This is a genomic window from Streptococcus oralis, from assembly GCF_024399415.1.
Taxonomy (GTDB): Bacteria; Bacillota; Bacilli; order Lactobacillales; family Streptococcaceae; genus Streptococcus; species Streptococcus oralis_CS.
In genome coordinates this window covers 796569-822063 of sequence record NZ_CP029257.1, presented here as the reverse complement: position 1 = coordinate 822063, position 25495 = coordinate 796569, and the positions used below count along the sequence as shown (strand labels likewise).

Sequence of the window (25495 nt, the reverse complement as noted above, 5' to 3'; positions counted from 1 at the left end):
CTTTCCATCTTATTCTGACAATTCTCGAATAATATTCGCAATTTTTTCTGATTCAGACCATTGTAAATAATGGTGATTCCCTCCTAAAATGAGTTTAGTATTGGAAGTCCAATATTCTGAGTCTCTGTATTCTTTTTCTCTATAAGCCTGACAAAAAATAAATACAGGGACATGAGCTTCTATAGATACATTCTTAAAATCTTCCTCAGTAATCTCACAATATATATGAAATTCTGGAACTTGTCTTTCCAACTCTGAATCTTTTTCTTGCACTAAATCCCAGATTTCTTCATTAGTTTCAGAGCTAAATGCTGCTTGAGTTATGTTCTTAAAATAGACTTCGGGGCCACACTCTTCAATCAGTCTCATTTGCTCTTCCATTTCTGGATAAGGATTTTCTGAAAAATCAGAAAACATTACTTTTTTAGTTGTTGGTTCAATTGCTACTAAAGCCTGACACTTAATTGATTTGTTCATCAATTTGCAAGCTAAAATTCCACTCAAACTATGTGCACAAAGTATATATTCATAAATCGCCAATTCTTCAAGTACTTCATAAACCGCGTCTACAAGATTGTCCAGATTTTTTCCAGATTGGTCATGAATCGGACTCCTACCTGTGTTTGGAAAATCAATTGTCAAATAACCAATTGTGGGAGGAAGTTTTTCAAGTATAAGTGAAAAATTTTCATAACTTGGTAGCAAACCTGCGCCATTTAAACAAACAAGCACTTTCTTTTGCTTTTTATAAGTAACAGAGAGGCTGCCAATTTTTGTAGTTACTTCAAATCGTTTCATAAAGAAATCCACTCATTCTATAACAATGATTTATTAAAAACCCTTATCCTTTATTTTATCACGTTCTAGGGATTTTCACAAGTTGAAGAAAAAAGACACTATAGATATTTTCCCTCCAAAAATTCTTCCAAATCTCGTTCATGTTGGTACTTAATGGCAGCCTTCTTATCTTTGTCAAAGATGGTTTTGGTTAGATCAATGTCGTTTATGGTCGCGATTGCGACGGTGTAGTGAATGATATCAGCTAGTTCTTTGGCTAGTTCCTCATTTGAGTCCTGGACAGACTCTTTTCGACCAGAGCGCCCGTTCAAGACCTCGGCTACTTCTCCGACTTCCTCCACTAGCTTGATAAAGAGACCTTCCTCAGTCCGAGATTGCTGGTAATGTTCGAGTAAGTAAGCTTGTAATTGTCTAAACGTTAAATCCTTCATCTTCTCCTCCTCACAAAAAAGCGAGACTTCTGTCCCGCTTTTCTTATTTTTCGTCGATAACGATTCTTACTTTCTTGTCTTCAGTTGGGACAGAGTAGACAATCGTTCTTATCGCTGAGATAGTGCGACCTTTACGACCGATAACACGACCGACATCGCTTTGGTCAAGATCCAAGTGATACTCCAAAAACTCTGGTGTGTCTTCGATCTTGATAGTTAAGGCATCAGGTTGTGAAATCAAAGGTTTCACAATCGCAATAATGAGATTTTCAATCGTATCCATCTGTCAACCTACTTTAAACTTATTTTGAGAATTTAGAATCGTGGAATTTTTTCAATACGCCTTCTTTTGAAAGGATGTTGCGAACTGTATCTGAAGGTTGAGCTCCATCAGCCAACCATGCAAGAACGCGGTCTTCTTTCAAAGTTACTTGGTTTTCAGCAACAAGTGGGTTGTAAGTACCAACTGTTTCGATGAAACGTCCGTCACGTGGTGAACGTGAGTCTGCTACGTTGATACGGTAGAAAGGTTTTTTCTTAGAACCCATACGAGTCAAACGGATTTTAACTGCCATTTTTTAATGTCTCTTTTCTTATTTTTTTATTTCGGTGAAATAGCTGAGCTATTTAGCACATGTTCTATTATAGCAGATTTCTGACAGGTGTCAAGAAAAAAACTTGACAGAGTTTTAATTTTTTTAACTCCTAGAAATTTTTAGTAAAATCATTAACATTTGAAATCACCTCCCTTTTAGGGTACAATGGTAGAAATGAATTTTTGAGAGGAAAACAATGAAAAAACTAGCAACCCTTCTTTTACTATCAACTGTAGCCCTTGTTGGATGTACTAGTATCCAACGTAGTCTCCGTGGTGATGAATATGTCGACTCCAGCATCTCAGCTGAAGAAAGCTCAAAAGCAGCTGCTCAGGCTGCCAAAGATTTGAATGACGCATTGACCAATGAAAATGCCAACTTCCCTCAACTTTCTAAGGAAGTTGCTGAAGATGAAGCTGAGGTCATTTTACACACAAATCAAGGCGATATCCGCATCAAACTCTTTCCAAAACTAGCACCTCTTGCGGTTGAAAACTTCCTTACTCACGCTAAGGAAGGCTACTATAACGGCATCACCTTCCACCGTGTCATCGATGGCTTTATGGTCCAAACTGGAGATCCTAAGGGAGATGGTACAGGGGGCCAATCTATCTGGCATGATAAGGATAAAACAAAGGACAAGGGAACTGGTTTCAAAAATGAAATCTCTCCTTACCTATACAATATCCGAGGAGCCCTTGCTATGGCTAACACTGGTCAACCAAACACCAACGGTAGCCAGTTCTTCGTCAATCAAAACTCAACAGATATTTCAGCTAAACTCCCTACAAGCAAGTATCCAAAGAAAATCATTGAAGCCTATAAAGAAGGTGGAAATCCAAGTCTAGACGGCAAACACCCCGTCTTTGGTCAAGTCATTGATGGTATGGATGTTGTTGACAAGATTGCCAAAGCTGAAAAAGATGAGAAAGACAAACCAACGTCTGCTATCACCATTGATAGTATAGAAGTCGTGAAAGACTACGACTTCAGCAAAAAATAAGCCATCAACAGATAAGGAGACGATGACATGATTTTATTTTGGGGTTCTAAAGGTTATCAGAAAGATTTGGGACATACGCAAACTGCGATCGAATGTGGTCACTGTAACAATGTTGACACTTGGGAGATTGTAGAAACTGGACGCAAGTTCACCCTCTACTGGATTCCACTTTTCCCTTATGGTAAGAGTTACTTCGTTTCTTGTCCGATTTGCCACTACGGTAAAGAAATTGAGAAATCTGAAGTTGAAAACTATTTAAATTACTAGTCAAAAAGGCCAAGTCATTTCGACTTGGCTTTTTTACTGCTTTTAAGTTAGCTTGTTAAAGTCCCAGATTTGGTCCATCCAGCCTTCATAGAAGTCTGGTTCGTGACAAACCATAAGAATGCTTCCTTTGTATTCTTTAAGCGCCCGTTTGAGTTCTTCCTTAGCATCCACATCTAGGTGGTTGGTCGGCTCATCCAGCACTAAAACGTTGTTTTCACGGTTCATCAAGAGACAGAAGCGTACCTTGGCTTGTTCTCCACCTGATAAGACCTGAATCTGGCTTTCGATATGCTTAGTTGTCAAACCACAACGAGCAAGGGCCGCACGGACTTCTGCTTGGTTAAGTGCAGGAAAAGCATTCCAAACAGCTTCAAGAGGTGTTTGACGATTGCCACCTTCTACTTCTTGCTCAAAATAACCAAGTTCTAGGTAGTCGCCACGTTCGACTTCTCCAGCGATTGGTGGGATAATGCCCAAGAGAGACTTCAGGAGAGTTGTTTTCCCGATACCATTGGCTCCAATTATTGCAACCTTTTGATTGCGTTCAAAAGTAAGGTTTAAAGGCTTGGTAAGAGGACGGTCATAACCAATCTGCAAGTCCTTGGCTTGGAATATAAAGCGCCCTGGCGTACGAGCTGGTTTGAAATCAAAGGATGGTTTTGGCTTCTCACTTTGCAGCTCGATAATGTCCATCTTATCCAATTTCTTCTGGCGAGACATGGCCATATTACGTGTTGCGACACGGGCTTTGTTTCGAGCGACAAAGTCTTTGAGGTCAGCAATTTCTTTCTGTTGACGTTCGTATGCCGCCTCTAGCTGAGATTTCTTCATAGCATAGACTTCTTGAAACTGGTAGTAATCACCAGAATAACGCGTCAACTGTTGGTTTTCAACATGGTAGACGATATTGATCACGTCGTTGAGGAAAGGAATATCGTGAGAAATAAGGACAAAGGCATTCTCATAGTTTTGGAGATAACGCTTGAGCCAGTCAATGTGTTCAGCATCCAAGTAGTTGGTTGGCTCGTCAAGTAACAAGATATCTGGTTTTTCAAGGAGGAGTTTGGCCAAGAGGACCTTGGTTCTTTGACCGCCTGATAAGGCAGTTACATCCGTATCCATGCCAAAGTCCATAACACCGAGAGCACGCGCCACTTCATCAATCTTAGCATCCAAAGTATAGAAGTCACGACTCTCCAAACGGTCTTGGAGCTCTCCTACTTCTTCCATAAGCGCATCGATATCCGCTCCGTCTTCGGCCATTTCCATATAGAGGTCATTGATACGTGCTTCTGCTTTGAAAAGCTCATCAAAGGCAGTACGGAGTACATCACGCACAGTTTGACCTTCCTTTAGCACAGCATGCTGATCCAGGTAGCCAGCAGTCACATACTTAGACCACTCTACCTTCCCTTCATCTGGTAACATCTTACCAGTCACAATGCTCATAAAGGTTGATTTCCCTTCACCGTTAGCACCAACTAAACCGATATGCTCTCCCTTGAGGAGACGGAAGGACACATCTTCAAAAATTGCACGGTCACCAAAACCGTGACTTAAATTTTTAACTTCTAAAATACTCATTCTAATTCCTTATCTTGTTTTTATGCAGCCCTTTATAGAGGATCCAAGCCAGATAGCCACCCAAGGTATTGGTCCACAAATCATCAATCTCAAAGACCCGATTAAAATCAAAGAAAAAGTCTAAGACCAGCTGCGTACACTCAATTCCTAGACTCAGTAGAAAACTGAGAAATAGGATTTTTTTCGTTTGTCGTAAATTTGGACAGAGATAGATCAGTTGAAAGACCAGAGGGAAGAGCAAGAAGACATTTAAAATATTCTGCAAAAAGATCCAAATGACTTGTCCCAAACTGGTCACTTCACCCAGATTCCAAAGGGAGTTTAAGGGAGTTAAAAGAAAAACCAGGCGTCCAAAAGTTTGAATACCTGGAGTTTCCACTCCTGTAGGAAGTTGAGGCTGGGGGGTAAAACAAAAACAGACAATGCAAAAACTGTAAATAGCCACTCCCAACCTTAAGATTAATTCTCTTTTTCTAGTCATTTTATGGATTTACCGCTGCGACTGCCTTCTGGCGGTCACGTTTCATTGTATTGGAACGCAATTGTCCACAAGCTGCATCAATATCTGTACCATGTTCCTGACGGACAACACAGTTGACCCCTTTTTTCTTGAGGGTATCATAGAAGGCCATCACGCGCTCTTTGGGACTACGGCTATATTGGTCATGTTCACTAACTGGGTTATAGGGAATCAAGTTTACATAAGACAATTTCTTGATGTTCTTGAGCAATTCAGCAAGCTCCAAGGCTTGTTCTACTCCATCGTTGACTTCATTGAGCATGATGTATTCAAAGGTCACACGGCGATTGGTTGTTTCGATATAGTACTCAATAGCAGCAAAGAGTTTTTCAATCGGAAAGGCACGGTTAATTTTCATGATGCTTGAGCGCAATTCATTATTGGGTGCGTGAAGGGAAACAGCGAGATTGACTTGTACGCCTTCATTAGCAAAGTCACGAATTTTATGGGCCAAACCTGAAGTTGAAACTGTGATGTGACGAGCACCGATAGCCATCCCCTTGTCATCATTGATGGTACGGACGAAATTCAAAACATTGTTGTAGTTATCAAATGGTTCTCCAATTCCCATGACTACGATATGACTGACACGCTCGTCTTGACCACGCTCATCAAAATATTTCTGAACCAGCATGATCTGCGCTACAATTTCACCGTTATTAAGGTCACGTTGCTTCTTAATCAAGCCTGATGCACAGAAGGTACAGCCGATGTTACAGCCGACCTGAGTAGTCACACAGACTGACAGCCCGTAGTGTTGACGCATCAGCACTGTTTCAATCAACATACCATCTGGCAACTCGAAAAGATACTTAACAGTACCGTCAGCCGACTCTTGTACAATCCGTTGTTTCAAAGGATTGACCACAAACTGCTCATTGAGCTTAGCAATCAAATCCTTGGAAAGATTGGTCATTTCTTCAAATGACTGGACACGTTTACGGTAGAGCCATTCCCAGATTTGATCTGCTCGGAATTTCTTTTCTCCTTGTTCTAATACCCATTCTTGCATGGCTTGACGTGTTAAACTATAAATAGACGGTTTCATCTCTTCTCCTTATTCTCTATCTATTTCTGACGAATGACAAAATGGCGCTGTCCCTTGTCCTCTTTCTGAGACTTTTGGTCCTTATGACGACGTCTATTTCTCTTATCCGCATTTGGTTTTCTCTTGTTTTGCGAAGGTTTCTTTCCTCTTCTAGGAAGGTTTTCCTCTTCCTTTTTACGCATTTTCTTGTCAAATGACGCACGCTTAGGTGCTTGGTTTTCTAAGACAAAATAAGCACAACCATAACTACAGTACTCCAAAAGATAATCTTGTAAGCGACTGATTTTTTCAATTTTTTCCTCTGTTCGATCGTCTTTGTAAAAACCGCGTAGGCGGAGCTGTTCATTGCTCCAGTCCCCCACGACATAATCAAACTTGGTCAACACTTCTGAGAAGCGTTGATTAAAGACAGTCACATCGAAAGCATCCTTGATATTTTCAACCAAGGTAAAAGCAATCCCTTCAGTCTCAACCTTATCCCCATTCACATGAAATTCTGGGCCAGGAAACTTGTTATAGTTGTATAATTCAGGTGCAATTTCTTTACGCATAGTCTTCCTTTTCCACGATTACTTAACACTCTATTTTACCATAATTTCTAGCAGTTGGCACGAATATCCTCTAAATGAAAAAAGTCTGACGATTCTGTCAGACTTCTGCTTTATAACCTTAAAAAGAGAAGATTGACTCTTCCCTCCATATTTTATTATTTAGCTGCTGCGTATAGCTCGTCTACTTTGTTCCAGTTAATCACTGAGAAGAAAGCTTTGATGTAGTCAGGACGCACGTTGCGGTATTTCACGTAGTAAGCATGTTCCCAAACGTCCAAGCCCAAGATTGGTTTTTTGCCTTCTGAGATTGGTGTGTCTTGGTTTGCTGTTGAAGTTACTTCAAGCTTCCCTTCTTTGTTGACAACCAACCAAGCCCAGCCAGAACCAAAGCGAGTTGTAGCTGCTGCTGTAAAGGCTGCTTGGAACTCTTCAAATGAACCAAATGTTGCATCGATTGCTGCTGCAAGTTCTGCTGAAGGAGCTGTTTTTTCTGGAGTCATCAATTCCCAGAAAAGAGCGTGGTTCAAGTGTCCACCACCATTGTTGATAAGCGCTTGGCGGATATCAGCTGGGATAGAATCTACATCAGCAAGCAAGACTTCAAGGTCTTCACCAATTTCAGGGTGTTTTTCAAGAGCTGCATTTGCATTGTTTACATAAGTTTGGTGGTGTTTGTCATGGTGCAAGTGCATTGTTTCTGCATCGATGTATGGTTCCAAAGCGTCGTATGCGTATGGAAGGTCTGGTAAGATAATAGCCATCTGTAATACCTCTTTTTCTTTCTATATGAAAATGATAACGCAATCATCCTCTTTTTTCAAGTTTTTTGCTCAATTTGCTTCTGCCGCGATCTGCAAAAGTGCCTTTTCAAACAGGTACCCCTTTTCATAGACACCTGTCTTAATCTGGTAGTCTGTTTCAATCAAATAAGAAATCGCTCGCTTGAGAAAGGCAATGGAAATCCCTCTCGAATCTCTCAGTGCAAACTTGATTTGATAAGGATTAGGATTTCGCCCCAAATAAGTTCCCAGACTGCTTACAATCTGCGATTCCGTCTGACCAGTCTCTGATAAAATCTTCACTTGGGTAAAGGTACGAAACTGTCCTAACATGACAGCTATGAGCTTGATCTCATCCTCCCCTTGCAAGGTCAAGTCTCTAACCAAGTCACGGGCCTGGTCAATCTTCTTAGCTAAAATAAACTGAGTCAAATCAAAAATATTATCCTGCAAGGTCTTTGGAATGGCCTCGACAATGTCCTTCTCCTCAATCACGCCGTCTGATTTATAAGACTGTAAAAAGAGGAGATTTTTCTGGATTTCGCTAAACTGAAAACCAGACTTGATGAGTAGATTTTCAAAAGATTTTTCCGCAAACTGCAGACCTTGTGTCTGACTCCATTTTTGGAAAAACTGGCGGAGTTCTTGTTCCTTGGGTTCAATAGCATCAAAGACAGTCGCATCTCGTTTGAGCAATTTGACCAGCCGTCTTTTACTATCTAACTTTCCTTCTGCAAAAATCAATAACTTGGTTGTTGGTGAAGGGTTATCAAGGTATTCTTCAAACGACTTGAGCTCATCATCTGCTAAAAAGCGTTTCTTGGCTGTTGTGATATCGACAAAATGGTCTAATATCACGATTTTCTCATCCGCAAAGAAAGGGAGACTGACCAACTCCAACTCTAAGTCTTTATAAGCTACTTCTTTCATATCAAAGTAAGCAAAATTGAGATCAGCTGGATCATAACCAATCTGCCTCAACACCTGACTCTTCATAACTTCAAACTGGCCCTGATCTGTTCCTGTAAATAGATTCAAGCTAGATAGATTTGATAAAGTCAACTTCTGACTGTCTTCAATGGCTAGCATCATCTCTCCTTTCTTCTGATTTTTTATTAAACTTAATCAATATAGCGCAATTTCCCACGGAAATCTTCTAGGCTCTCATACCCTTTTTCCACCATAATAGCTTTCAATTCATTGGTAATGCGCTCAAAAACTCCAACGCCTTCCTTGTGTAGGGTGGTCCCTACTTGCACCATGCTAGCACCGCAGAGGATGTGTTCAAAGGCATCACGACCCGTTAGAACACCACCCGTTCCGATAATTTGGATTTGCGGATTTAAGCGTTGATAAAAGGCGTGCACATTAGCAAGAGCAGTCGGTTTGATATACTCTCCACCAATGCCACCAAAACCATTTTTAGGACGAATAACGACCGACTCGTCTTCTATATATAGGCCGTTCCCGATAGAGTTAACACAGTTAACAAATTTGAGTGGATATTTGTTGAAAATAGCAGCCGCTTGGTCAAAGTGGACAATATCAAAATAAGGTGGCAATTTGATTCCAAGAGGTTTGGTAAAGTAGGCAAATACCTCTGACAAGATACGGTCTGTTGTTTCAAAATCATAGGCAATCTGAGGTTTTCCTGGAACATTTGGACAAGAGAGATTAAGCTCTGTCAGTCCTTTGAATTCACTCTCTTGAACTTTTTTCAAGATGGTATGTGTTTCTTCTGGAGACATGCCAACTAAAGATAGGAAGAAAGTACGGTTTGGCTCTTTTTCCTGCAAGTCCAAAAGATAGTCCAGATAGTAGTCTAAGCCGTTATTTGGCAAGCCCATAGAGTTGATAGAACCAAGTGGAACATCCTGGTAGCGTGGCTCAGGATTGCCCTGACGAAAGTCCAAGGTCGCTGTCTTCGTGACAAAAGTACCCGCTGCTGAGTTTTTGACCCCTTCAAGCTCTTCTATCGTCATACAAGCAACACCCGCTGCATTCATCAAGCAATTGTCAAACTCAAAGCCAGCTATTTGTGTTTTCGTTGATACCATGATTCTGATCCTCCAGATTCCTTTTATTTCTAATATTATACCATACTTTAAGATTTTCTCTTTGAGAAACTAATTTCTATATAAAACGTTCGGTTTTGTAAATTGAAAGAATTTTTAGAAAATTTCTGTTTTTTTCTTTACACTCAAAAAAATTTCTGCTATAATGGCTCATGTAATAAAATATAACAACAAAAAGGAGAACGATATGACATCTGCTAAAGACTATATCCAAAGCGTGTTTGCAACTGTGAAAGCTCGTAACGGGCATGAGGCTGAATTTCTCCAGGCGGTTGAGGAATTCTTCAGTACCTTGGAGCCTGTCTTTGAAAAACACCCTGAGTATATCGAAGAAAACATCTTGGCACGTATCACTGAGCCTGAGCGCGTGATTTCTTTCCGTGTTCCTTGGGTGGACCGTGAGGGAAAAGTCCAAGTCAACCGTGGTTACCGTGTTCAATTCAACTCAGCTGTTGGACCATATAAAGGCGGACTTCGTTTCCACCCAACTGTAAACCAAGGGATCTTGAAATTCCTTGGCTTCGAACAAATCTTTAAAAACGTTTTGACTGGACTTCCAATCGGTGGAGGTAAAGGTGGATCAGACTTCGATCCTAAAGGGAAGACTGATGCTGAAGTGATGCGCTTCTGCCAAAGCTTCATGACTGAATTGCAAAAATACATCGGACCATCTCTTGATGTACCTGCTGGTGATATCGGTGTTGGAGGACGTGAAATTGGTTACCTTTACGGACAATACAAACGTCTTAACCAATTTGATGCGGGTGTCTTGACTGGTAAACCTCTTGGATTTGGTGGTAGCTTGATTCGTCCAGAAGCAACTGGTTATGGTTTGGTTTACTATACTGAAGAAATGCTCAAAGCTAATGGTAACAGTTTTGCTGGTAAGAAAGTGGTTATTTCAGGTTCTGGTAACGTAGCTCAATATGCTCTTCAAAAAGCAACTGAACTCGGCGCTACTGTTATCTCTGTATCTGACTCAAACGGTTATGTCATCGACGAAAACGGAATTGACTTTGATCTTTTGGTTGATGTTAAAGAAAAACGCCGTGCTCGTTTGACTGAGTATGCAGCTGAGAAAGCAACTGCTACTTACCATGAAGGTTCTGTATGGACTTACGCTGGAAACTACGACATCGCTCTTCCATGTGCGACTCAAAACGAAATCAACGGCGACGCAGCTAAACGTTTGGTTGCTCAAGGCGTTATCTGTGTATCTGAAGGTGCTAACATGCCTAGTGACCTTGATGCGATTAAAGTCTACAAAGAAAACGGAATCCTTTACGGACCTGCCAAAGCTGCTAACGCTGGTGGTGTAGCTGTATCAGCGCTTGAAATGAGCCAAAACAGCCTTCGCCTTTCATGGACCCGTGAAGAAGTTGATGGACGCCTCAAAGACATCATGACAAACATCTTCAATACAGCTAAAACAACTGCTGAAACATACGGACTTGGTACCGACTACCTTGCAGGAGCAAATATCGCTGCCTTCGAAAACGTAGCAAACGCTATGATTGCACAAGGTATTGTTTAATTAGTCGATACATCCTATCGGAGGACAAATGATGAACTTACGGCCAATGGAAGTAAGAGATAATCTAGCTGTAGCACAACTCATTCGAGCTAGTCTTGAAGAATTCGGGCTTGACAAACCTGGAACAGTCTACTTTGATTCTCATCTAGATCATTTGGCCGACTACTATCAACAGCAAGAGAGAGCAGCTTACTTTATTCTGGAAGATGAAGGTCAGCTGGTTGGTTGCGGTGGCTTTGCACCTGTGTCTGATAAGATTGCTGAATTACAAAAACTGTATGTCACTAAAAATAGCCGTGGCAAAGGTTATTCCAGCAGGTTGATAAAGCGGATATTCCATGAAGCCCGCCTAGCAGGTTATGAACAACTTTATCTAGAAACCTCTACTGAACTGGCTACGGCTGTGGTAATCTATCAGCACTATGGTTTTACAGCATTGCAACAACCACTTTCTAACGCTGCCGGCCACCCAGCTATGAATATCTGGATGATAAAATCCCTCTTATCAGATGAATAGATGTTAGTATACTATGGTCGACTCGAGGACATCAGTATCAAGCTCCTCAAGACAGCTAAAACAACTTTTAAAAATGTAGCCAATGCTATGATAGTAAAGGTATTGTTTCAGCACTATCACACTAGAAGAAATCCGACTGCTTATAAAAGCAGTCGGATTTTTATATATCTAATTTTTCAAAAAATTTGCCTGCAGACTGCTCTTCTTTTAGCTTCTCCAGCAGCTCGTTCTCCAGAAAAGGACTTAGTTCGTCAAAATCTTGGCAAACCTTAAAAACCGTCTCTCTATCCATCTGACCATAAGCTAATTCATAATAGTCCTTATGATGATACCAGTTCTGGTCATAGTTGATATCTGTCCGTTGATAGTAAACAATGTTTTGCTTCGGTGTCAGGTAAAGCTTCTGTGTTAGAATGCTTTTCTGATCTTTGGACAGCTTGCTACGACTGAAAATCTTAACACCTTGAAAAATCTTGCGCTCATGGATACCCTGATTTGCGACTTTTAATTCAACTCTTTTATAGTGCATATAGTCACCTCCAAAAATTACCTACATTATATCAAACTCTGGCAGATTTGCAAGCAAAAGTGTCATTTCCAAAAGTCTTTCGTCGCCTCTAGAATCTCTTCCGTTGATGTCACAGTAGCCTCAATAATGCTCTTGCCAGTCTTTTTCAGATAAGCTTGTATCAGATGATAACCATAAGCATAGCCCGCAGCATAAGGCATTCCAACTGGTATCTGACCCTGTATCTTAGCTATTTCATCACCGTAGAGATATGGTGCCATTTCCGCCATCCCTGTTAGCTGAAGCTGACTTGAGATGATGGGCTTAATCTCTTCTAACTGCTCTGGACTGGTTGAAGTAACCCAAGATCCGATTAGATCTTTGCCATAAAGCTCAGCTGCAAAAGACTCTGCCAATCCCTCACTGACTACCCAGTCTGCTAATGTCGTCTGCTGATTCCATTTGACAAATTGGAAACGGACATTGTGATTACACTCATGGGCCAACGCTGCCTGCACACGGGGTAAAGTATAGTCATTTGGTAGTAAACTAAGCATGAGGTAGCCTGGAATTCCTCCATCTCCGCTGTAACCCTTATTGAGCTGTAGCATAGGTTTTTCTGGATTGCCTAACAAAATAGTAAAATAGTAATCCTCAACCTCTAAATCATAGCCAGCTTGCTCAAAAAGACCGATACTCCTCTTGATGGTATCTTGACAATTTTGCCAGAGTTGATCAGAGCTCAGAGCATCAATAGCTGGTCTATCCTTTTCTGACAAAGTGCTGGGTAGCTGATTCATAAAGCCAAGTAGGAAAAGAGCATCAAATCCTCCAGGATACTTTGCTTTCAGAGGAATGTGTTGCGTTTGGTATTTGGTTGCAAAAGGTGCTAATATTTTAGCTCGAAAGTAACCTTCTCTCTTTTCTAAAGGAAGCTCGAGCATCTCTTGGTAAACTTTATCTGAACGAATCATATTGATTTGCATAATAATCTCCTTTCTTATCTACTATTAGTATAATCCCTTACCTAAGGTCAGAGTCAAGAAGAAAATTGAAATATCTATTAAAATTTCATTGAAATTACCTCAAACCGTTCGAAAATTACCTTCAATAAAGTTCTTTAATACTGAGATTGTAATATCCGGAGTATCAATAAATTAAAAACTTACTTTTCTACTGTTAATAGGAATGATGATACTAGAAAAAATAAATCCTGAAGGGTAAAAACTTGTATCATTTTTTATGGAAAGTCTATTATTCAAAACTTGTTTGTCTCCTAGATAAACTATATAATTAGTTCGCCCCTTTTCTGCCCCTTCTTGAACAAAAAGAAAAACTGCTACTCCTAAGAATAGCGGTTTAATCATGTTTTTAAGCTACTAATGTAGTTGCTCTATTATTTAAGAGTAACTGAAGCTCCAGCTTCTTCCAATTTAGCTTTGATTTCTTCAGCTTCTGCAGTTGGAACGCCTTCTTTGATGACACCTGGTGCACCATCAACAAGTTCTTTAGCTTCTTTAAGTCCAAGACCAGTGATTTCACGTACAACTTTGATAACGCCAACTTTTTTGTCACCAGCAGCTGTCAACTCAACGTCAAATGAGTCTTTAGCAGCACCAGCGTCAGCAGCACCAGCTGCAGCAACAGCTACAGGAGCAGCTGCAGTTACACCAAATTCTTCTTCGATAGCTTTTACAAGGTCGTTCAATTCAAGGATTGAAGCTTCTTTAATTTCAGCAATAATGTTTTCAATGTTCAATGCCATTGTTATTTCCTCCAAATAAGTTTTTAATTTTATAATCGTTTTTCCGTAGCTAGGCTACGCTGCGTAGCTTAAGATTAAGCTGCGTCTTCTTTGTTGTCTGCAACCGCTTTGACTGCAAGAGCAACGTTGCGCACTGGCGCTTGAAGTACAGAAAGGAGCATAGAAAGAAGTCCTTCGCGGTTTGGAAGAGTTGCAAGAGCAACGATTTCTTCTTTAGATGCGACAGCGCCTTCGATTGCACCACCTTTGATTTCAAGTGCTTCAGCGTTTTTAGCAAAATCGTTCAAGATTTTCGCTGGTGCGATAACATCTTCGTTAGAAAATGCTACTGCAGATGGTCCAACAAAAACAGATGCAAGATCTTCAAGACCAGCTTTTTCAGCTGCACGACGTAAGATTGAGTTTTTAATTACTTTATACTCAACTTCGCTTCCACGAAGCTCACGACGAAGAACTGTATCTTGTTCAACTGTCAAACCACGAGCGTCTACAACGACGATTGATGCAGCAGCTTTCATTTTCTCAGCTACTACGTCAACTAGTTCCGCTTTCTTAGCAATAATTGCTTCACTCATTAGTGTGTTCACCTCCGTAATTATTTTGCTTGGGGAATTTTTCCAAAAGAAAAACGCGCCCAAACCTAGACACGAAAGTACAATACGCTTCTTTTTACATGATACGTTTTGTCCTCGGTAGGATCTTTATGAGTCGAGCTCCCCTACTGTCTTAGGCAGTTTTTTCAAACCGTATATAAGTATAGCATAGACAAAAAAAGAATGCAAGATTTTTGCAAACTTTTTTTAAATTTTTTTAAATCTCTACTGTCAAAACTTTGCCTTGCTTAACCACCTGTTCTCCAGCGATATAAACATCATCGACATCACTGGATTTGACAGCATAAACCAGGTGAGAGAGTATATTTTCCTGAGGTTGAAGATGGATTTTTCCTTGTGGTTGAATGACCAGAAAATCTGCCTGTTTGCCGACTTCTAGGCTTCCTATCTGCTTTTCCATTCCTAGAACCTTAGCTCCTTCGATCGTCAGTGCCTTAAGGGCTGCCTCGATAGGGAATTGGCTGGCATCTCCACTCTTCATTTTCTGAAGAAGGGCTGCGGTCCGTCCTTCCTCAAACATATCAAGATTGTTATTGGAAGCAACCGAGTCTGTCGCAATTCCGACTGCTACTCCTGCTTTTTGCAGTTGGATGATTGGAGCTATCCCTGAGGCCAGTTTGAGGTTACTAATAGGATTATGGGCGATAGCCACATGAGAAGTTGCCAAGCGTTCAATTTCTCTCTCGTTTAATTCGACCCCATGAGCAAAGACAGACGGATGATCTAAGTAACCCAGTTCTTCTAGAAAGGCGAGGGGGCGTTTGCCGTATCGTTTGAGGATAATTCCTGATTCCTCCTTAGTCTCCGCCACATGGATATGGATAGGAATGTCCAGCTCTTTTGCCATATCTAAGCTCGCTTCCAGCAAGTCTCTACTACAGCTATATGGAGAATGAGGAGCTACCATAACCTTGAAATTTGGGTTTTCATATTCTAAGATTTCCTCTATGATGGCACGTGTTCTGCTTATGGTCTCAGCAGTTGTTTCTGCCTCTGAAGAAAAGAGGGTCGGTGAGAAATAACAACGCATCTTAGATGCCTTGACTGCCTGATAAATTTGCTCAATATCCACACCATTGGGATTATACATATCGTTGAAGGTTGTTGTCCCTGACTGGAGCATCTCTGTCAGAGCTTCTTTGACTGCCTTGGTAGTCATGTCGGGAGTAAATCCTGCTTCTGCCGGCCAGATATAGTCATTGAGCCATTCATGGAGGTTGCTGTCATCCCGAATCCCTCGCAAACCTGTCATGGCAGAATGGGTGTGGCAATTAACCAAACCAGGCATGATCCAGGCTCCCTGATAGTCTATAATCTGCTCAGCTTGCTCTAAAATCTCTGGCTCCTCTTGGCCGACATAGACGATTTGAGAATCCTTAACGGCTAAGACACCATCCAAATAAACATGGAAATCTTGGTCACAAGTCACGATATTTACATGCTGATAGACTTTCATTGTTTTCTCCTTCTAAGACCTTGATTTTTTCTAGCTATTGTAACAAAAAAGTCACCCGAAGGCAACTTTTAGTGTCATTAAGAATTTAAATGGGTAGGAATGACTTATTCAGAGCTAAAGGCCGCAGCTTTTTGCATTTGGTAATACTTGCCCTTTCTATCCATGAGATCATGATGGTTACCATGCTCTACAATGTCACCATCTACCAAGACAAGAATCAAATCCGCATCCTGAATGGTTGACAAACGGTGAGCAATGATAAAGCTTGTACGTCCCTTCATGAGTTTAGCAAAGGCATCCTGTACTAGCACTTCTGTCCGTGTATCGATGGAGGAAGTCGCTTCGTCTAAGATAAGAATCTTTGGTATAGCTAGAAAGACTCGGGCGATGGTCAAGAGCTGGGCTTGACCGACAGATAGTGATTCTCCTGCATTTTCCAACTTGGTATCGTATCCCTGTGGTAACTGTTGGATGAAAAAGTCTGCATTGGCTGCTTTTGCGGCAGCAATCACCTGCTCCCGACTAGCATCAGGATTTCCAAAGGCAATATTGTCATGGATGGTTCCTTGCTTGAGCCAGGTTTCTTGGAGAACCATCCCAAACTGCTGTCTCAATGACGCTCGGGTATAATTGTAAATGGAATGAGCATCTAACAAGATATCTCCTGAATTAATAGGATAAAAACGCATGAGGAGATTGATAATAGTTGATTTTCCAGCACCTGTCGGACCAACGATGGCTACCTTGCTACCAGCTGGAATATCAATGGATAAATCCTTAATCAAAACCTTCTCAGGATGATAGCCAAAAGAGACATGTTTAAAGAAAATAGCTCCCTTGACTTGGTCGCTGGTCAAGACTTCCTTACCTGTTTCAGACACCTCAGAGTTCTCTAAGACAGCATAGATGCGCTCTGCACAAGCGAGAGCACTTTGCAACTCGGCTAGAACTGAAGAAATATCGTTAAAGGGCTTGGTGTACTGTTGGACATAGTTTAAAAAAGTCACTAAACGCCCAATAGTCAAGGTGGATCCCATCATGATACGATAAGCTCCCACTCCAGCTAAAAGCGCGTAAATGAGCGCATTGACAAAGCGAGTCGAAGGATTGACCGTTGAAGAATAAAAGATGGCTGACTGAGAATAGCCTGCGTAGTTGGCATTCGCCTCGTGCAGTCTTTGGATAAACTCTGTCTGAGCATTAAAGGACTGGATAATAGTTTGCTGGCTAAGCGATTCTTCAATCAGCTGAGTCTGAATTCCCCTCGTCTCTGTTTGCTTCTGGAAGAGATGATAAGAGCGTTTGGCAATAAAGCGTGAAATCACCATAGACAGTGGCGTCAACAGCAAGACCAAGAGGGTCATGAGGAGGTGAATTTGAAGCATTGCTAGAATGCTAACCAAAATCATCAAGACGCCAATGAAAAATTGGTTAAATATCATGGTCAAACCAGCTGCCAACTGCTCGATGTCTGTGGTCACACGACTGACCATCTCTCCACTGCCCTGCCGATCCACAAAAGCAATCGGTAAACGATGGAGCTTATGAATGATTCGCTCTCGCAAGTCTTTGGTATAAGAGAAGATTAGACGATTATAAAGAAGAGGATTGGCCCATTGTACCAGTGTATTTCCTATAACCACCAAGATCATCTGAAGGAAAATCTGCCAAAAAACTGGTGAAGAATCAGCTACTAGGACCTGGTCAATGACCTGCCCAATCAAGATAGGTAGGTAGATCGATAAAGCAACTTGGGCAATAGTTCCTAGAAAGGCAAGGAAAAGGAGAAAAGGATGGCTTACTAAATCTACGGCTAAACGTTTGAGCGTCTGGTTTGCAGTTTGTCGTCTCATGCTAGTCCTCCTTTCCATGTTGAGATGCATTGATTTCGCGATAGACTTGGCTAGTTTTCATCAAGTCCTCGTGCTTGCCAACAGCTAGGAGCTCACCTTTTTCCAAAAGGAGAATCTGGTCAGCCATCTGAAGTGTCGAAGTCCGTTGAGAAATCAAGATTAAGCTCGTATTTGGCAGATTTTCTCGGATAGCTTTCAAGAGCTTGGACTCGGTGATGGTGTCGAGGGCCGAGGTCGCATCATCTAGGATGAGAAATGGAGCTTGACGCAAGACTGCTCGGGCAATAGATAGCCTTTGTTTTTGTCCGCCTGAGAAATTTCGCCCTCCTCCCTCAACTAGGGCATCCAAAAGTCCTTCCTTTTCACTGACAAAATCCTTAGCTTGCGCAATCTCCAAGGCCTGCCAGAGTTGCTGGTCAGACACTTCTCGATTGAAACCCAAAGTCAAGTTGGAACGAATAGTTCCCTTAAAGAGTTCGACCTTTTGGGGCACATAGGCAATCCAAGACCGCCATTGCTCAAGATTACGAGGACTGCATCCATCTCGATAAAGATCAATGCTCCCCTTGTCTGCTGGATAAAGACCAAGTAAGACTTGCACCAAGCTTGATTTACCAGAACCAGTTCCTCCGATGATACCAAGGATTTGCCCTTGCTTCATATCAAAGGAAATGTTTCTCAGAGAAGGCTGGGCGGCATCAGGATAGGTAAAGGTTAATTCTTGGACTTGTAAAACATTATCTCTGGTAGCTTGCTTTTGTTCTAACTCTGAATGGATATCCTCTGGAGCCTCGTCAAAGACTTCCTCGATTCGCTTGGCTGAGATATAGGACTGGTTGAGGGAATTGATCAGCATGGCGAGCTTAACCAATTCCACCAAAATCTGCAAGAGGTAGTTGATAAGAGCAATCAGGGCACCTTGACTGAGTAAACCTCCTTGAATTGAAATATATCCCTGCCAGATGACGACGAGAAGAGTTCCATTAACAATCAGATAAGTCAGTGGTGTTAACAAACTAGACCAGAAACCTGTCTTTTCTTGTAATCTAGCATAAACTTGGTTAAGAGTTTGAAAAATTTGTAACTCTCGTTTTTCCTGACCAAAAGCACGAATAACTCGCATGCCTTGTAATTGCTGACGCGTTTCCTGAACCAGCTGATCCGTTTTCTTTCTGAGACTACTGTAGAGAGGATTGACTAGCCGAGATAGGCCGACAATGACAATCGTCAAAATGACAACCATAACTAAAAACCAGAAAGTCAGCTCAGCCGAGATGCGATAGGCCATAAAAATGGCACCAAAAACGATAATAGGCGCTCGCAAAAAGAGGCGCAGGAATTGATTGATCCCAGTCTGTATCTGGTAGGTATCCGAAGTCAAGCGAGTCACCAAGCTAGAAGTTGTCAGACGATCTCTACTATCCTTGGGTAAGGAAAGAATATGACGATAAAGATCATCTGTCAATTCCTTGGCAAAACCAACCGCTGCCTTGGCTGAGTAAAACTGGGCTACCAAGGCCACTAAAACGCCAATCACTGCAAAGATAAGGAGCAGGCCAATCTGCATCCATAGATGCCCTTGATCTCTCTGGGGCAAGGACTGGTCAACAATCCCAGCAATCACCATGGGAACCAAGAGCTCAAAAACAGCTTCAAGTAACTTGAACAAGGGTGCTAGAATCGATTCTTTGATATAGGGTTTGAAGTAAGATAGTAAGTGTTTCATAGATCCCTTCTATTCTTATTCTGGAAATGAAGAAAGTGGGAAGCCCCACCCTCTCAGTTTTATTTATTTAAATAAGGTAATAAATAGCCGTATCCTGCTTCTTCCATCTCATCCTTTGCTACAAAACGCAAGGAGGCCGAATTGATACAGTAACGGAGGCCACCTAACTCCTGCGGTCCATCTGTAAAAACATGACCCAAGTGAGCATTTCCCGACCGAGAACGAACCTCGATTCGCTCCATTCCATGGCTCATGTCCTTGTAATAATGAATCAACTCCTTAGAAATCGGACGACTAAAACTTGGCCAACCACAACCTGAAGCAAACTTATCCTTGGCAAAAAAGAGTGGCTCGCCAGTCGTGATATCTACATAAATCCCTTCTTCAAAGGTTTGGTCATAGGCATTGGTAAATGGAGCCTCTGTAGCAGCTTCTTGGGTGACACGATAGGACTCTTCAGTTAAACTGTCCTTTAACACCTCTTGATTAGGTTTTTCATAGTTAGAAGCATCAATCAATGGGTTCTCAACATCGGTCACATCGATATGACAGTAACCTGAAGGATTTTTCTTGAGATAGTCTTGATGGTAGTCTTCTGCTAAAATGTAGTGCCGAAGTTTCTCCACTTCTACTGCAATCTTTCGACCCAGCATGCGTTCCTGCTCCTGCACCACTGTGTAGATAGCAGGCAAGTCTGCTTCATCTTGGTAATAAATCCCAGTACGATATTGACGACCACGGTCATTCCCTTGCTGGTTGATAGATAAGGGATCGATGACTCGGAAATAATAAAGCAAAATTTCTCGAAGTGACACTGCTTTCTCATCGTAAATCACTTGAACCGTTTCTGCATGGTCTGTTTCCTTAATCAGCTGGTAATTGGTCGTTTCGACTTGCCCATTAGCGTAGCCGACACTGGTTGCCAGCACTCCAGAAATACGGGAAAAATATTCCTCTAACCCCCAAAAACAACCACCTGCTAGATAAATTTCTGCCATCTTCGTTTCTCCTTTATCGAGTTTTTAACTAATACTCTTCGAAAATCTCTTCAAACCACGGCAGCTTACATCTGCAACCTCAAAACACTGTTTTGAGCAACCTGCGGCTAGCTTCCTAGTTTGCTCTTTGATTTTCATTGAGTATAAACTTCTTTTCAAAAAAAGGATAGGAAGCCCTCTGGTCGAGAGTTTCCCCATCCTATCCTCTATTTCTTTACTTTGTTTCGACACGGACACCTTGGGTATCAACCTTCAAATCATGAAGTTTGCCTTTGAAAGACTGCTTTTGCAATTCTGCCTTAATCGCTGGCATCTTGTCATGAGAAGCCAAGACCATAACTGTCGGTCCAGCACCAGAAAGATAGGTTGCATAGGCACCATTCTCTTTGGCTACTTGCTTAATCGTCACAAATTCACGGACCAGACTTTGACGATAACGCTCGTGGAAGAGGTCCCCCTCGATTGCTTGGCCAGCTGTCACCATATCTCCTGCTAATAAGGCTGCAACGGCCACATTGGCGATAGAACTAGCTGCAACAGCTTCCTTGTAGGACAATTTCTTAGGAAGGACACCTCGGCTATCGCGAGTGCGTAATTCATAGTTGGGAATATAAGCTAGAAAATCACACTCCGGGAAGTCTGCCACAATCGCAGAAACGTGCCCTTCAACGGAACTCGCAACAACAAGATTTCCATAAATGGCTGGAGCTACATTGTCAGGATGTCCTTCAATCTTGGTAGCCAACTGCAATTTGTCGTGGTTAGATAAGTTGAGATTGCCCAGTTGGTTAGCCAGTTCAATCCCAGCAACGATAACCGAGCTAGAAGAACCCAAACCACGCGCCAAGGGAACATCACTGGTCATTTTCAAGCGTCTCGGTTGCAAGTCAGGCGCAATTTGCAAGGCAATCTTAAGCAAAAGATTACGTTCGTCATGGGGAATCCATTTGCCAATCTGGTGTTCAATCAACCACTCATCCCGTTCTTCACAAACCTCAATTTGAAGATACTTGGTTACAGCTACACCGACCGAATCAAAACCTGGCCCGATATTGGCACTGGTTGCAGGTACAATAATCTTCATCCTATTCTCCTAACACCTTGAAGGTATTCAAGAGGTCAAATTCTGAAGCTTTGCCCAACTCAGCTGAAACATTCTCAAGTTGTGCTTTATTGATCTTATGAGTGATAATCACGACACGCGCCTTGTCACCCTCTTTGCCATCTTGGAGGATTTGCTTGAAGGAAATATCTTGAGCGTTGAAAATCTCAGCCAATTTCAAGACCTGACCTTTTGAGTCTGGAGCCAAGATTGAGAAATAGTAATTAGCTTTGACATCTTCTGGATTAGCCAAGACCAATTCACGGCTATATTCGTTGAAGTCTTTACCAATGGTACCATCATTCAAGCGACGAACGATACGAACAATATCTGCTACAACACTTGTTGCAGTTGGTTTTTGACCAGCACCTGGTCCGTAGTACATAGACTCACCGATACCGATAGATTCTACAAAAACAGCGTTCATTACACCATTCACACTGGCAAGTGGATGTGCTTTAGGTAGGAAGGTTGGGGTCACTTCTGCGGCAATACCTGAAGGAGTTTCCTCGATAGAACCAACCAATTTCACTACATAGCCCAGGTCTTGGGCTACAGCTACGTCTTCTGGTGTGATGTTACGGATTCCCTTGTGGGCTACATCGTCAAAGGCAACCTTCATCCCAAAGGCAAATTGGCTCAAAATGACCATCTTGTAGGCTGCATCAATCCCATCCACGTCATTTGTAGGATCACTTTCTGCAAAACCTAGTCTTTGTGCTTCCGCAAGAGCGTCATCATAAGACCAGCCTTCTTCGACCATTTTGGTCATCATAAAGTTAGAAGTTCCGTTTACGACACCAAGAACACGAGTGATTTTGTCAGAAGCCAACGAATTTGCCAAGGTACGAAGAATTGGTATCCCACCAGCAACTGCCGCTTCGTAGTAGAGTGCCACATTGTGCTCTTTAGCGATTTCTAACAATTCTGCACCATGGACAGCCAAAAGGTCCTTGTTAGCAGTAACAACGTGTTTCCCAGCTTCTAAGGCACGAGTGATAAAGGTCTTAGCAGGTTCGATACGTCCCATCAATTCCACTACAATGGTAACATCTTTGTCTGCTAAAATATCATCTACATTGGTTACAAAGTTAAAGTCATTCCCTGCTGCAAGCAAGCGGTTCTTTTCATCTTCATCCTTGACCAATACCTTGGCTACTTCAATCTCTGAATGAGCTGACTGAACGATTTTTTCTCCATTTTCCTTTAGGAGGAAAGGCACGCCACTTGCAACGGTACCAAATCCAAGTAAAGCAATTTTAACTGTCATGTTTGTCTCCTAGAAATTTTCTGATATAGCCATTATAACAGAATTTTATGAAAATTCCTATTATAGTAAATCACTATTTCAGTCTAGAAAAGAAAAAACGAATCCCATGATTCGTCTTTCTTGATAAATGAAAATTGATTTTAAAAATTATGAACGAATCTTTTGCAGATTAAGAACTGCATCGTGATTGATCAAGATTTGCCCATACTCTTGCAAGACTGAACGACTGATGTCACTGTCGTCTGCAAACTCACGCATACGAGCCAAGAGCCAAGCCGGATATGGACTTGGATGATTTTCCACATCGACTAAGATTGTCAAATAGTAGTGCCCATTCATCTTATAGAGTTCAGAGGTTTCCATCTGGTAGTTAACCGTCTTTGCAAAAGCAACTAAGTCACCAAGGCTTGAAAAGCGCAGGATATAGTAGATATAAGGTTCTTTCTTACTCTCAGTCTCCTTGTCTGCCTGCTCTTGCTCTTCTTCCTTTGCTTCGACCTGCTCTAGAGATTGAATGGCCTCAATATCGTCCTTGGTCTTATCTGCAATGCTCTTTTCCAAGGTTTTGAGAAATTCATCCGGCGACATTTGGGCTAATTCTTCCATGTCTGGTAAGTCCGCCAAATCTTCAAAATCCAGATTTTGGTCAATCTTGGACTTGGTCACAAAGACGTCCACCTTATCAGGTTTTGGCGTCACGCGGAAACTCAGCATGCCGCTATCCAAGAAATTGTCTGGCATCTCTAACTCATCTAAAATAGCATAGAAAAACTCTTCGGTTTTTTCCTGAGGAACGAGAAAGTCCGCAATCTCCATTCCTCGATCCATCAAATCATCTAAAGTCATCGTTATTTTCAGTGTTGTATCACTAATTTGTTTCATCTTCATATCTAGTAACCTCATACTTTCAGTCTATCTATTATACTAGATTTTTACGATTTTATCAAAAGAATGAAGCGAGAATGTGATATAATACTAGATATGATTTTAGATTTAAGAAAGAAAGTTCAATGAAAAATATAAAAGTAAATGCCTTGGCCAGCTTGCTGGTCAATATTCTCAATATCGTTTTTCCACTGATAACCAATCCTTATCTGACGCGGATTCTCAGCAAATCCAATTACGGTTATTTCAATACAGCCAATACCTGGGCAAGTTTCATTATTCCACTAGCTGCCTTTGGAATATACAACTACGGGATTCGAGCTATTAGTAAGGTCAAGGATGACAAGAATAAAATCAACTACGTCTTTTCTAAGTTGTTTTATATCTCGGTTTTCACCTCTCTCCTGACGACAGGTATCTACTTCCTCATTATCTTCTTTGACACCAGCATTGAGAATCTGAAAGTCCTGTACTACATCCTAGGGGCCCAAGCACTCTTCCAATTTCTCAATATCGAATGGATGAACGAGGCTTATGAAAACTATGCCTTCATCCTCTATAAAACATTAATTATTCGAATTACCATGCTGGTCGCTATCTTCGCCTTTGTTAAAACGGCAGATGATATTGTTCCTTATGCTATCGTTATGACAGCGACCACTATCCTCAACTACCTGCTCAGTTTTCTTTGGATTAAGAGAGAAGTTTCTTTTGTTAAAATTGGATTCGTCGAATTAGTCAAAGCTTCTAAACCGCTCTTCACTATGCTTCTCTTAGCAAACGCTAATATGCTTTACACCTTGCTAGATAGAATGTTTATCACCAAGGGACCAGATGAAAACTACATTTCTTATTATACAATTGCCTATAGTATTGTCATGTTGATTGCCAGTGTCTTGAGTGGAGCTATCAACGTTAGTATTCCGCGCCTTGGCTACTATCTCGGTAAAAAGGATTACAAGTCCTATAATTATCTCGTGAATCAAGCGGCATCCTTATTCTATTTCCTTATGGTTCCAACTAGTATTGGGATTATGATATTGGGACGGTACGCAACTGTTATTTATTCTTCTGAAAAATATCTTGAAGCGGGTATCGTAACTAGCGTCTTCGCTTTTCGTACCATCATTTGGGCTATTGAGTTGATTCTTGGTAAACAGATTATCTTTATCAATGACCATGAAAATCGCTTAACCGCCTTCTACTTCCTTGGTGGTGGTGCCAATATACTATTAAATAGCATCTTGTATTTCAATAATATTTTTGCACCTGAGTATTACATCGCTACGACCATTATCGCAGAAACTATCGTTGTTTTACTTGAAATTCATTTTATCAAGAAACACCAACTGATTAGTTTAAAAGAAATTTTTATAACCTTAACACGTTATAGCATTATATCCCTTGGTTTTATCCCAATCTTCTATATTTTCAAGATGATTTTCCAAATCAATTCCTACACAGTAAACTTCAATATGATTCTCATGGTTCTGTCTACCGTAGCAACTTGTGGTATCTATTACCTCTTGACCCTCTTTATTACCAAAGATAAAACACTCCACTATGCACTGAACCTTGTACTTGCTAAATTAAAACGAAATTAAAAAAATCCCCT

At 41.3% G+C, this 25495-nt stretch carries 28 protein-coding genes and 1 other annotated feature; of the genes, 5 read left to right on the top strand and 23 right to left on the bottom strand.

Annotation, left to right across the window (positions count from 1 at the left end):
• Positions 1 to 9: 9 nt before the first annotated feature.
• The 4 genes from DG474_RS04025 to rpsP all read right to left on the bottom strand — a co-directional run bounded on the left by DG474_RS04025 (position 10) and on the right by rpsP (position 1804).
• Complete coding sequence (locus DG474_RS04025) at positions 10 to 798, bottom strand: alpha/beta hydrolase family protein (RefSeq protein ID WP_000819211.1); 789 nt, start codon at positions 796 to 798, stop codon at positions 10 to 12.
• Between the two features lie 98 nt (positions 799 to 896).
• Positions 897 to 1229 (bottom strand): MazG nucleotide pyrophosphohydrolase domain-containing protein, encoded by a 333-nt coding sequence (locus tag DG474_RS04020; RefSeq protein ID WP_000654125.1) that lies wholly within the window; start codon positions 1227 to 1229, stop codon positions 897 to 899.
• Positions 1230 to 1272: 43 nt separating this feature from the next.
• A complete protein-coding gene (gene kphA, locus DG474_RS04015; RefSeq protein ID WP_000379617.1) occupies positions 1273 to 1512 on the bottom strand; it encodes an RNA-binding protein KphA in 240 nt (79 codons plus the stop codon).
• A 19-nt stretch (positions 1513 to 1531) separates the two neighbouring features.
• A complete protein-coding gene (gene rpsP / locus DG474_RS04010) occupies positions 1532 to 1804 on the bottom strand; it encodes a 30S ribosomal protein S16 (protein ID WP_000268760.1) in 273 nt (90 codons plus the stop codon).
• Between the two features lie 217 nt (positions 1805 to 2021).
• Between rpsP and DG474_RS04005 the strand changes: the two genes are divergently transcribed.
• Positions 2022 to 2828, top strand: coding sequence for a peptidylprolyl isomerase (locus tag DG474_RS04005; protein WP_000731941.1), 807 nt, complete (start codon positions 2022 to 2024; stop codon positions 2826 to 2828).
• 27 nt (positions 2829 to 2855) lie between these two features.
• Positions 2856 to 3095 (top strand): zinc-ribbon domain-containing protein, encoded by a 240-nt coding sequence (locus tag DG474_RS04000; RefSeq protein ID WP_000600214.1) that lies wholly within the window; start codon positions 2856 to 2858, stop codon positions 3093 to 3095.
• A 42-nt stretch (positions 3096 to 3137) separates the two neighbouring features.
• Here the strand turns inward: DG474_RS04000 and DG474_RS03995 are convergent, their stop codons facing one another.
• The 7 genes from DG474_RS03995 to DG474_RS03965 all read right to left on the bottom strand — a co-directional run bounded on the left by DG474_RS03995 (position 3138) and on the right by DG474_RS03965 (position 9634).
• Positions 3138 to 4679, bottom strand: a complete 1542-nt coding sequence (locus tag DG474_RS03995; protein WP_000025356.1) for an ABC-F family ATP-binding cassette domain-containing protein — start codon at positions 4677 to 4679, stop codon at positions 3138 to 3140.
• A gap of 1 nt (position 4680) precedes the next feature.
• Positions 4681 to 5160: a VanZ family protein gene (locus DG474_RS03990; RefSeq protein WP_255778867.1), complete on the bottom strand. Its 480-nt coding sequence runs from the start codon at positions 5158 to 5160 to the stop codon at positions 4681 to 4683.
• 1 nt (position 5161) lies between these two features.
• Complete coding sequence (rlmN, locus tag DG474_RS03985; RefSeq protein WP_000804751.1) at positions 5162 to 6247, bottom strand: dual-specificity RNA methyltransferase RlmN; 1086 nt, start codon at positions 6245 to 6247, stop codon at positions 5162 to 5164.
• A 20-nt stretch (positions 6248 to 6267) separates the two neighbouring features.
• Positions 6268 to 6798 carry a YutD family protein gene (locus tag DG474_RS03980; protein WP_001224366.1) on the bottom strand — a complete coding sequence of 177 codons (531 nt, stop codon included), beginning with the start codon at positions 6796 to 6798 and terminating at the stop codon, positions 6268 to 6270.
• A gap of 155 nt (positions 6799 to 6953) precedes the next feature.
• Positions 6954 to 7559 (bottom strand): superoxide dismutase SodA, encoded by a 606-nt coding sequence (gene sodA, locus DG474_RS03975; protein WP_049477664.1) that lies wholly within the window; start codon positions 7557 to 7559, stop codon positions 6954 to 6956.
• A 69-nt stretch (positions 7560 to 7628) separates the two neighbouring features.
• Positions 7629 to 8666, bottom strand: coding sequence for a DNA polymerase III subunit delta (holA, locus tag DG474_RS03970; protein WP_255778866.1), 1038 nt, complete (start codon positions 8664 to 8666; stop codon positions 7629 to 7631).
• A 32-nt stretch (positions 8667 to 8698) separates the two neighbouring features.
• Positions 8699 to 9634, bottom strand: coding sequence for a dihydroorotate oxidase (locus DG474_RS03965; protein ID WP_255778865.1), 936 nt, complete (start codon positions 9632 to 9634; stop codon positions 8699 to 8701).
• Between the two features lie 205 nt (positions 9635 to 9839).
• Between DG474_RS03965 and gdhA the strand changes: the two genes are divergently transcribed.
• Together gdhA and DG474_RS03955 are read left to right on the top strand one after the other, a co-directional pair.
• The gene (gdhA, locus tag DG474_RS03960) at positions 9840 to 11186 is read left to right on the top strand and encodes an NADP-specific glutamate dehydrogenase (RefSeq protein ID WP_000199519.1); all 1347 of its coding nucleotides are present in this window, start codon (positions 9840 to 9842) and stop codon (positions 11184 to 11186) included.
• Between the two features lie 31 nt (positions 11187 to 11217).
• The gene (locus tag DG474_RS03955) at positions 11218 to 11703 is read left to right on the top strand and encodes a GNAT family N-acetyltransferase (RefSeq protein WP_001053559.1); all 486 of its coding nucleotides are present in this window, start codon (positions 11218 to 11220) and stop codon (positions 11701 to 11703) included.
• 160 nt (positions 11704 to 11863) lie between these two features.
• On the opposite strand, the gene DG474_RS03950 is transcribed toward DG474_RS03955, so the two are convergent.
• The 12 genes from DG474_RS03950 to mecA form a co-directional block, all read right to left on the bottom strand.
• Positions 11864 to 12232: an EXLDI protein gene (locus tag DG474_RS03950; protein ID WP_049490162.1), complete on the bottom strand. Its 369-nt coding sequence runs from the start codon at positions 12230 to 12232 to the stop codon at positions 11864 to 11866.
• A 62-nt stretch (positions 12233 to 12294) separates the two neighbouring features.
• Positions 12295 to 13197, bottom strand: a complete 903-nt coding sequence (locus DG474_RS03945; RefSeq protein WP_255778864.1) for a DUF2268 domain-containing putative Zn-dependent protease — start codon at positions 13195 to 13197, stop codon at positions 12295 to 12297.
• Between the two features lie 171 nt (positions 13198 to 13368).
• A complete protein-coding gene (locus DG474_RS03940) occupies positions 13369 to 13578 on the bottom strand; it encodes a hypothetical protein (RefSeq protein WP_255778863.1) in 210 nt (69 codons plus the stop codon).
• 29 nt (positions 13579 to 13607) lie between these two features.
• Positions 13608 to 13976, bottom strand: a complete 369-nt coding sequence (gene rplL, locus DG474_RS03935; RefSeq protein ID WP_001196964.1) for a 50S ribosomal protein L7/L12 — start codon at positions 13974 to 13976, stop codon at positions 13608 to 13610.
• A gap of 74 nt (positions 13977 to 14050) precedes the next feature.
• Positions 14051 to 14551 (bottom strand): 50S ribosomal protein L10, encoded by a 501-nt coding sequence (gene rplJ / locus DG474_RS03930; protein ID WP_001287274.1) that lies wholly within the window; start codon positions 14549 to 14551, stop codon positions 14051 to 14053.
• 38 nt (positions 14552 to 14589) lie between these two features.
• Positions 14590 to 14725 (bottom strand) — a sequence feature (ribosomal protein L10 leader region).
• A gap of 61 nt (positions 14726 to 14786) precedes the next feature.
• On the bottom strand, positions 14787 to 16046 hold the full coding sequence (locus DG474_RS03925) for a TRZ/ATZ family protein (RefSeq protein ID WP_255778862.1): 1260 nt from the start codon (positions 16044 to 16046) through the stop codon (positions 14787 to 14789).
• A gap of 104 nt (positions 16047 to 16150) precedes the next feature.
• A complete protein-coding gene (locus tag DG474_RS03920; RefSeq protein ID WP_255778861.1) occupies positions 16151 to 17899 on the bottom strand; it encodes an ABC transporter ATP-binding protein in 1749 nt (582 codons plus the stop codon).
• Position 17900: 1 nt separating this feature from the next.
• A complete protein-coding gene (locus tag DG474_RS03915) occupies positions 17901 to 19625 on the bottom strand; it encodes an ABC transporter ATP-binding protein (protein WP_255778860.1) in 1725 nt (574 codons plus the stop codon).
• 59 nt (positions 19626 to 19684) lie between these two features.
• The gene (gene msrB / locus DG474_RS03910; RefSeq protein ID WP_255778859.1) at positions 19685 to 20623 is read right to left on the bottom strand and encodes a peptide-methionine (R)-S-oxide reductase MsrB; all 939 of its coding nucleotides are present in this window, start codon (positions 20621 to 20623) and stop codon (positions 19685 to 19687) included.
• A 214-nt stretch (positions 20624 to 20837) separates the two neighbouring features.
• Positions 20838 to 21707 (bottom strand): homoserine kinase, encoded by an 870-nt coding sequence (gene thrB / locus DG474_RS03905; protein ID WP_044020572.1) that lies wholly within the window; start codon positions 21705 to 21707, stop codon positions 20838 to 20840.
• A gap of 1 nt (position 21708) precedes the next feature.
• A complete protein-coding gene (locus DG474_RS03900; protein WP_255778858.1) occupies positions 21709 to 22995 on the bottom strand; it encodes a homoserine dehydrogenase in 1287 nt (428 codons plus the stop codon).
• Between the two features lie 147 nt (positions 22996 to 23142).
• Positions 23143 to 23883, bottom strand: a complete 741-nt coding sequence (gene mecA, locus DG474_RS03895; protein ID WP_049485091.1) for an adaptor protein MecA — start codon at positions 23881 to 23883, stop codon at positions 23143 to 23145.
• Between the two features lie 122 nt (positions 23884 to 24005).
• Between mecA and DG474_RS03890 the strand changes: the two genes are divergently transcribed.
• Positions 24006 to 25484 (top strand): oligosaccharide flippase family protein, encoded by a 1479-nt coding sequence (locus DG474_RS03890; RefSeq protein WP_255778857.1) that lies wholly within the window; start codon positions 24006 to 24008, stop codon positions 25482 to 25484.
• Positions 25485 to 25495: the final 11 nt, after the last annotated feature.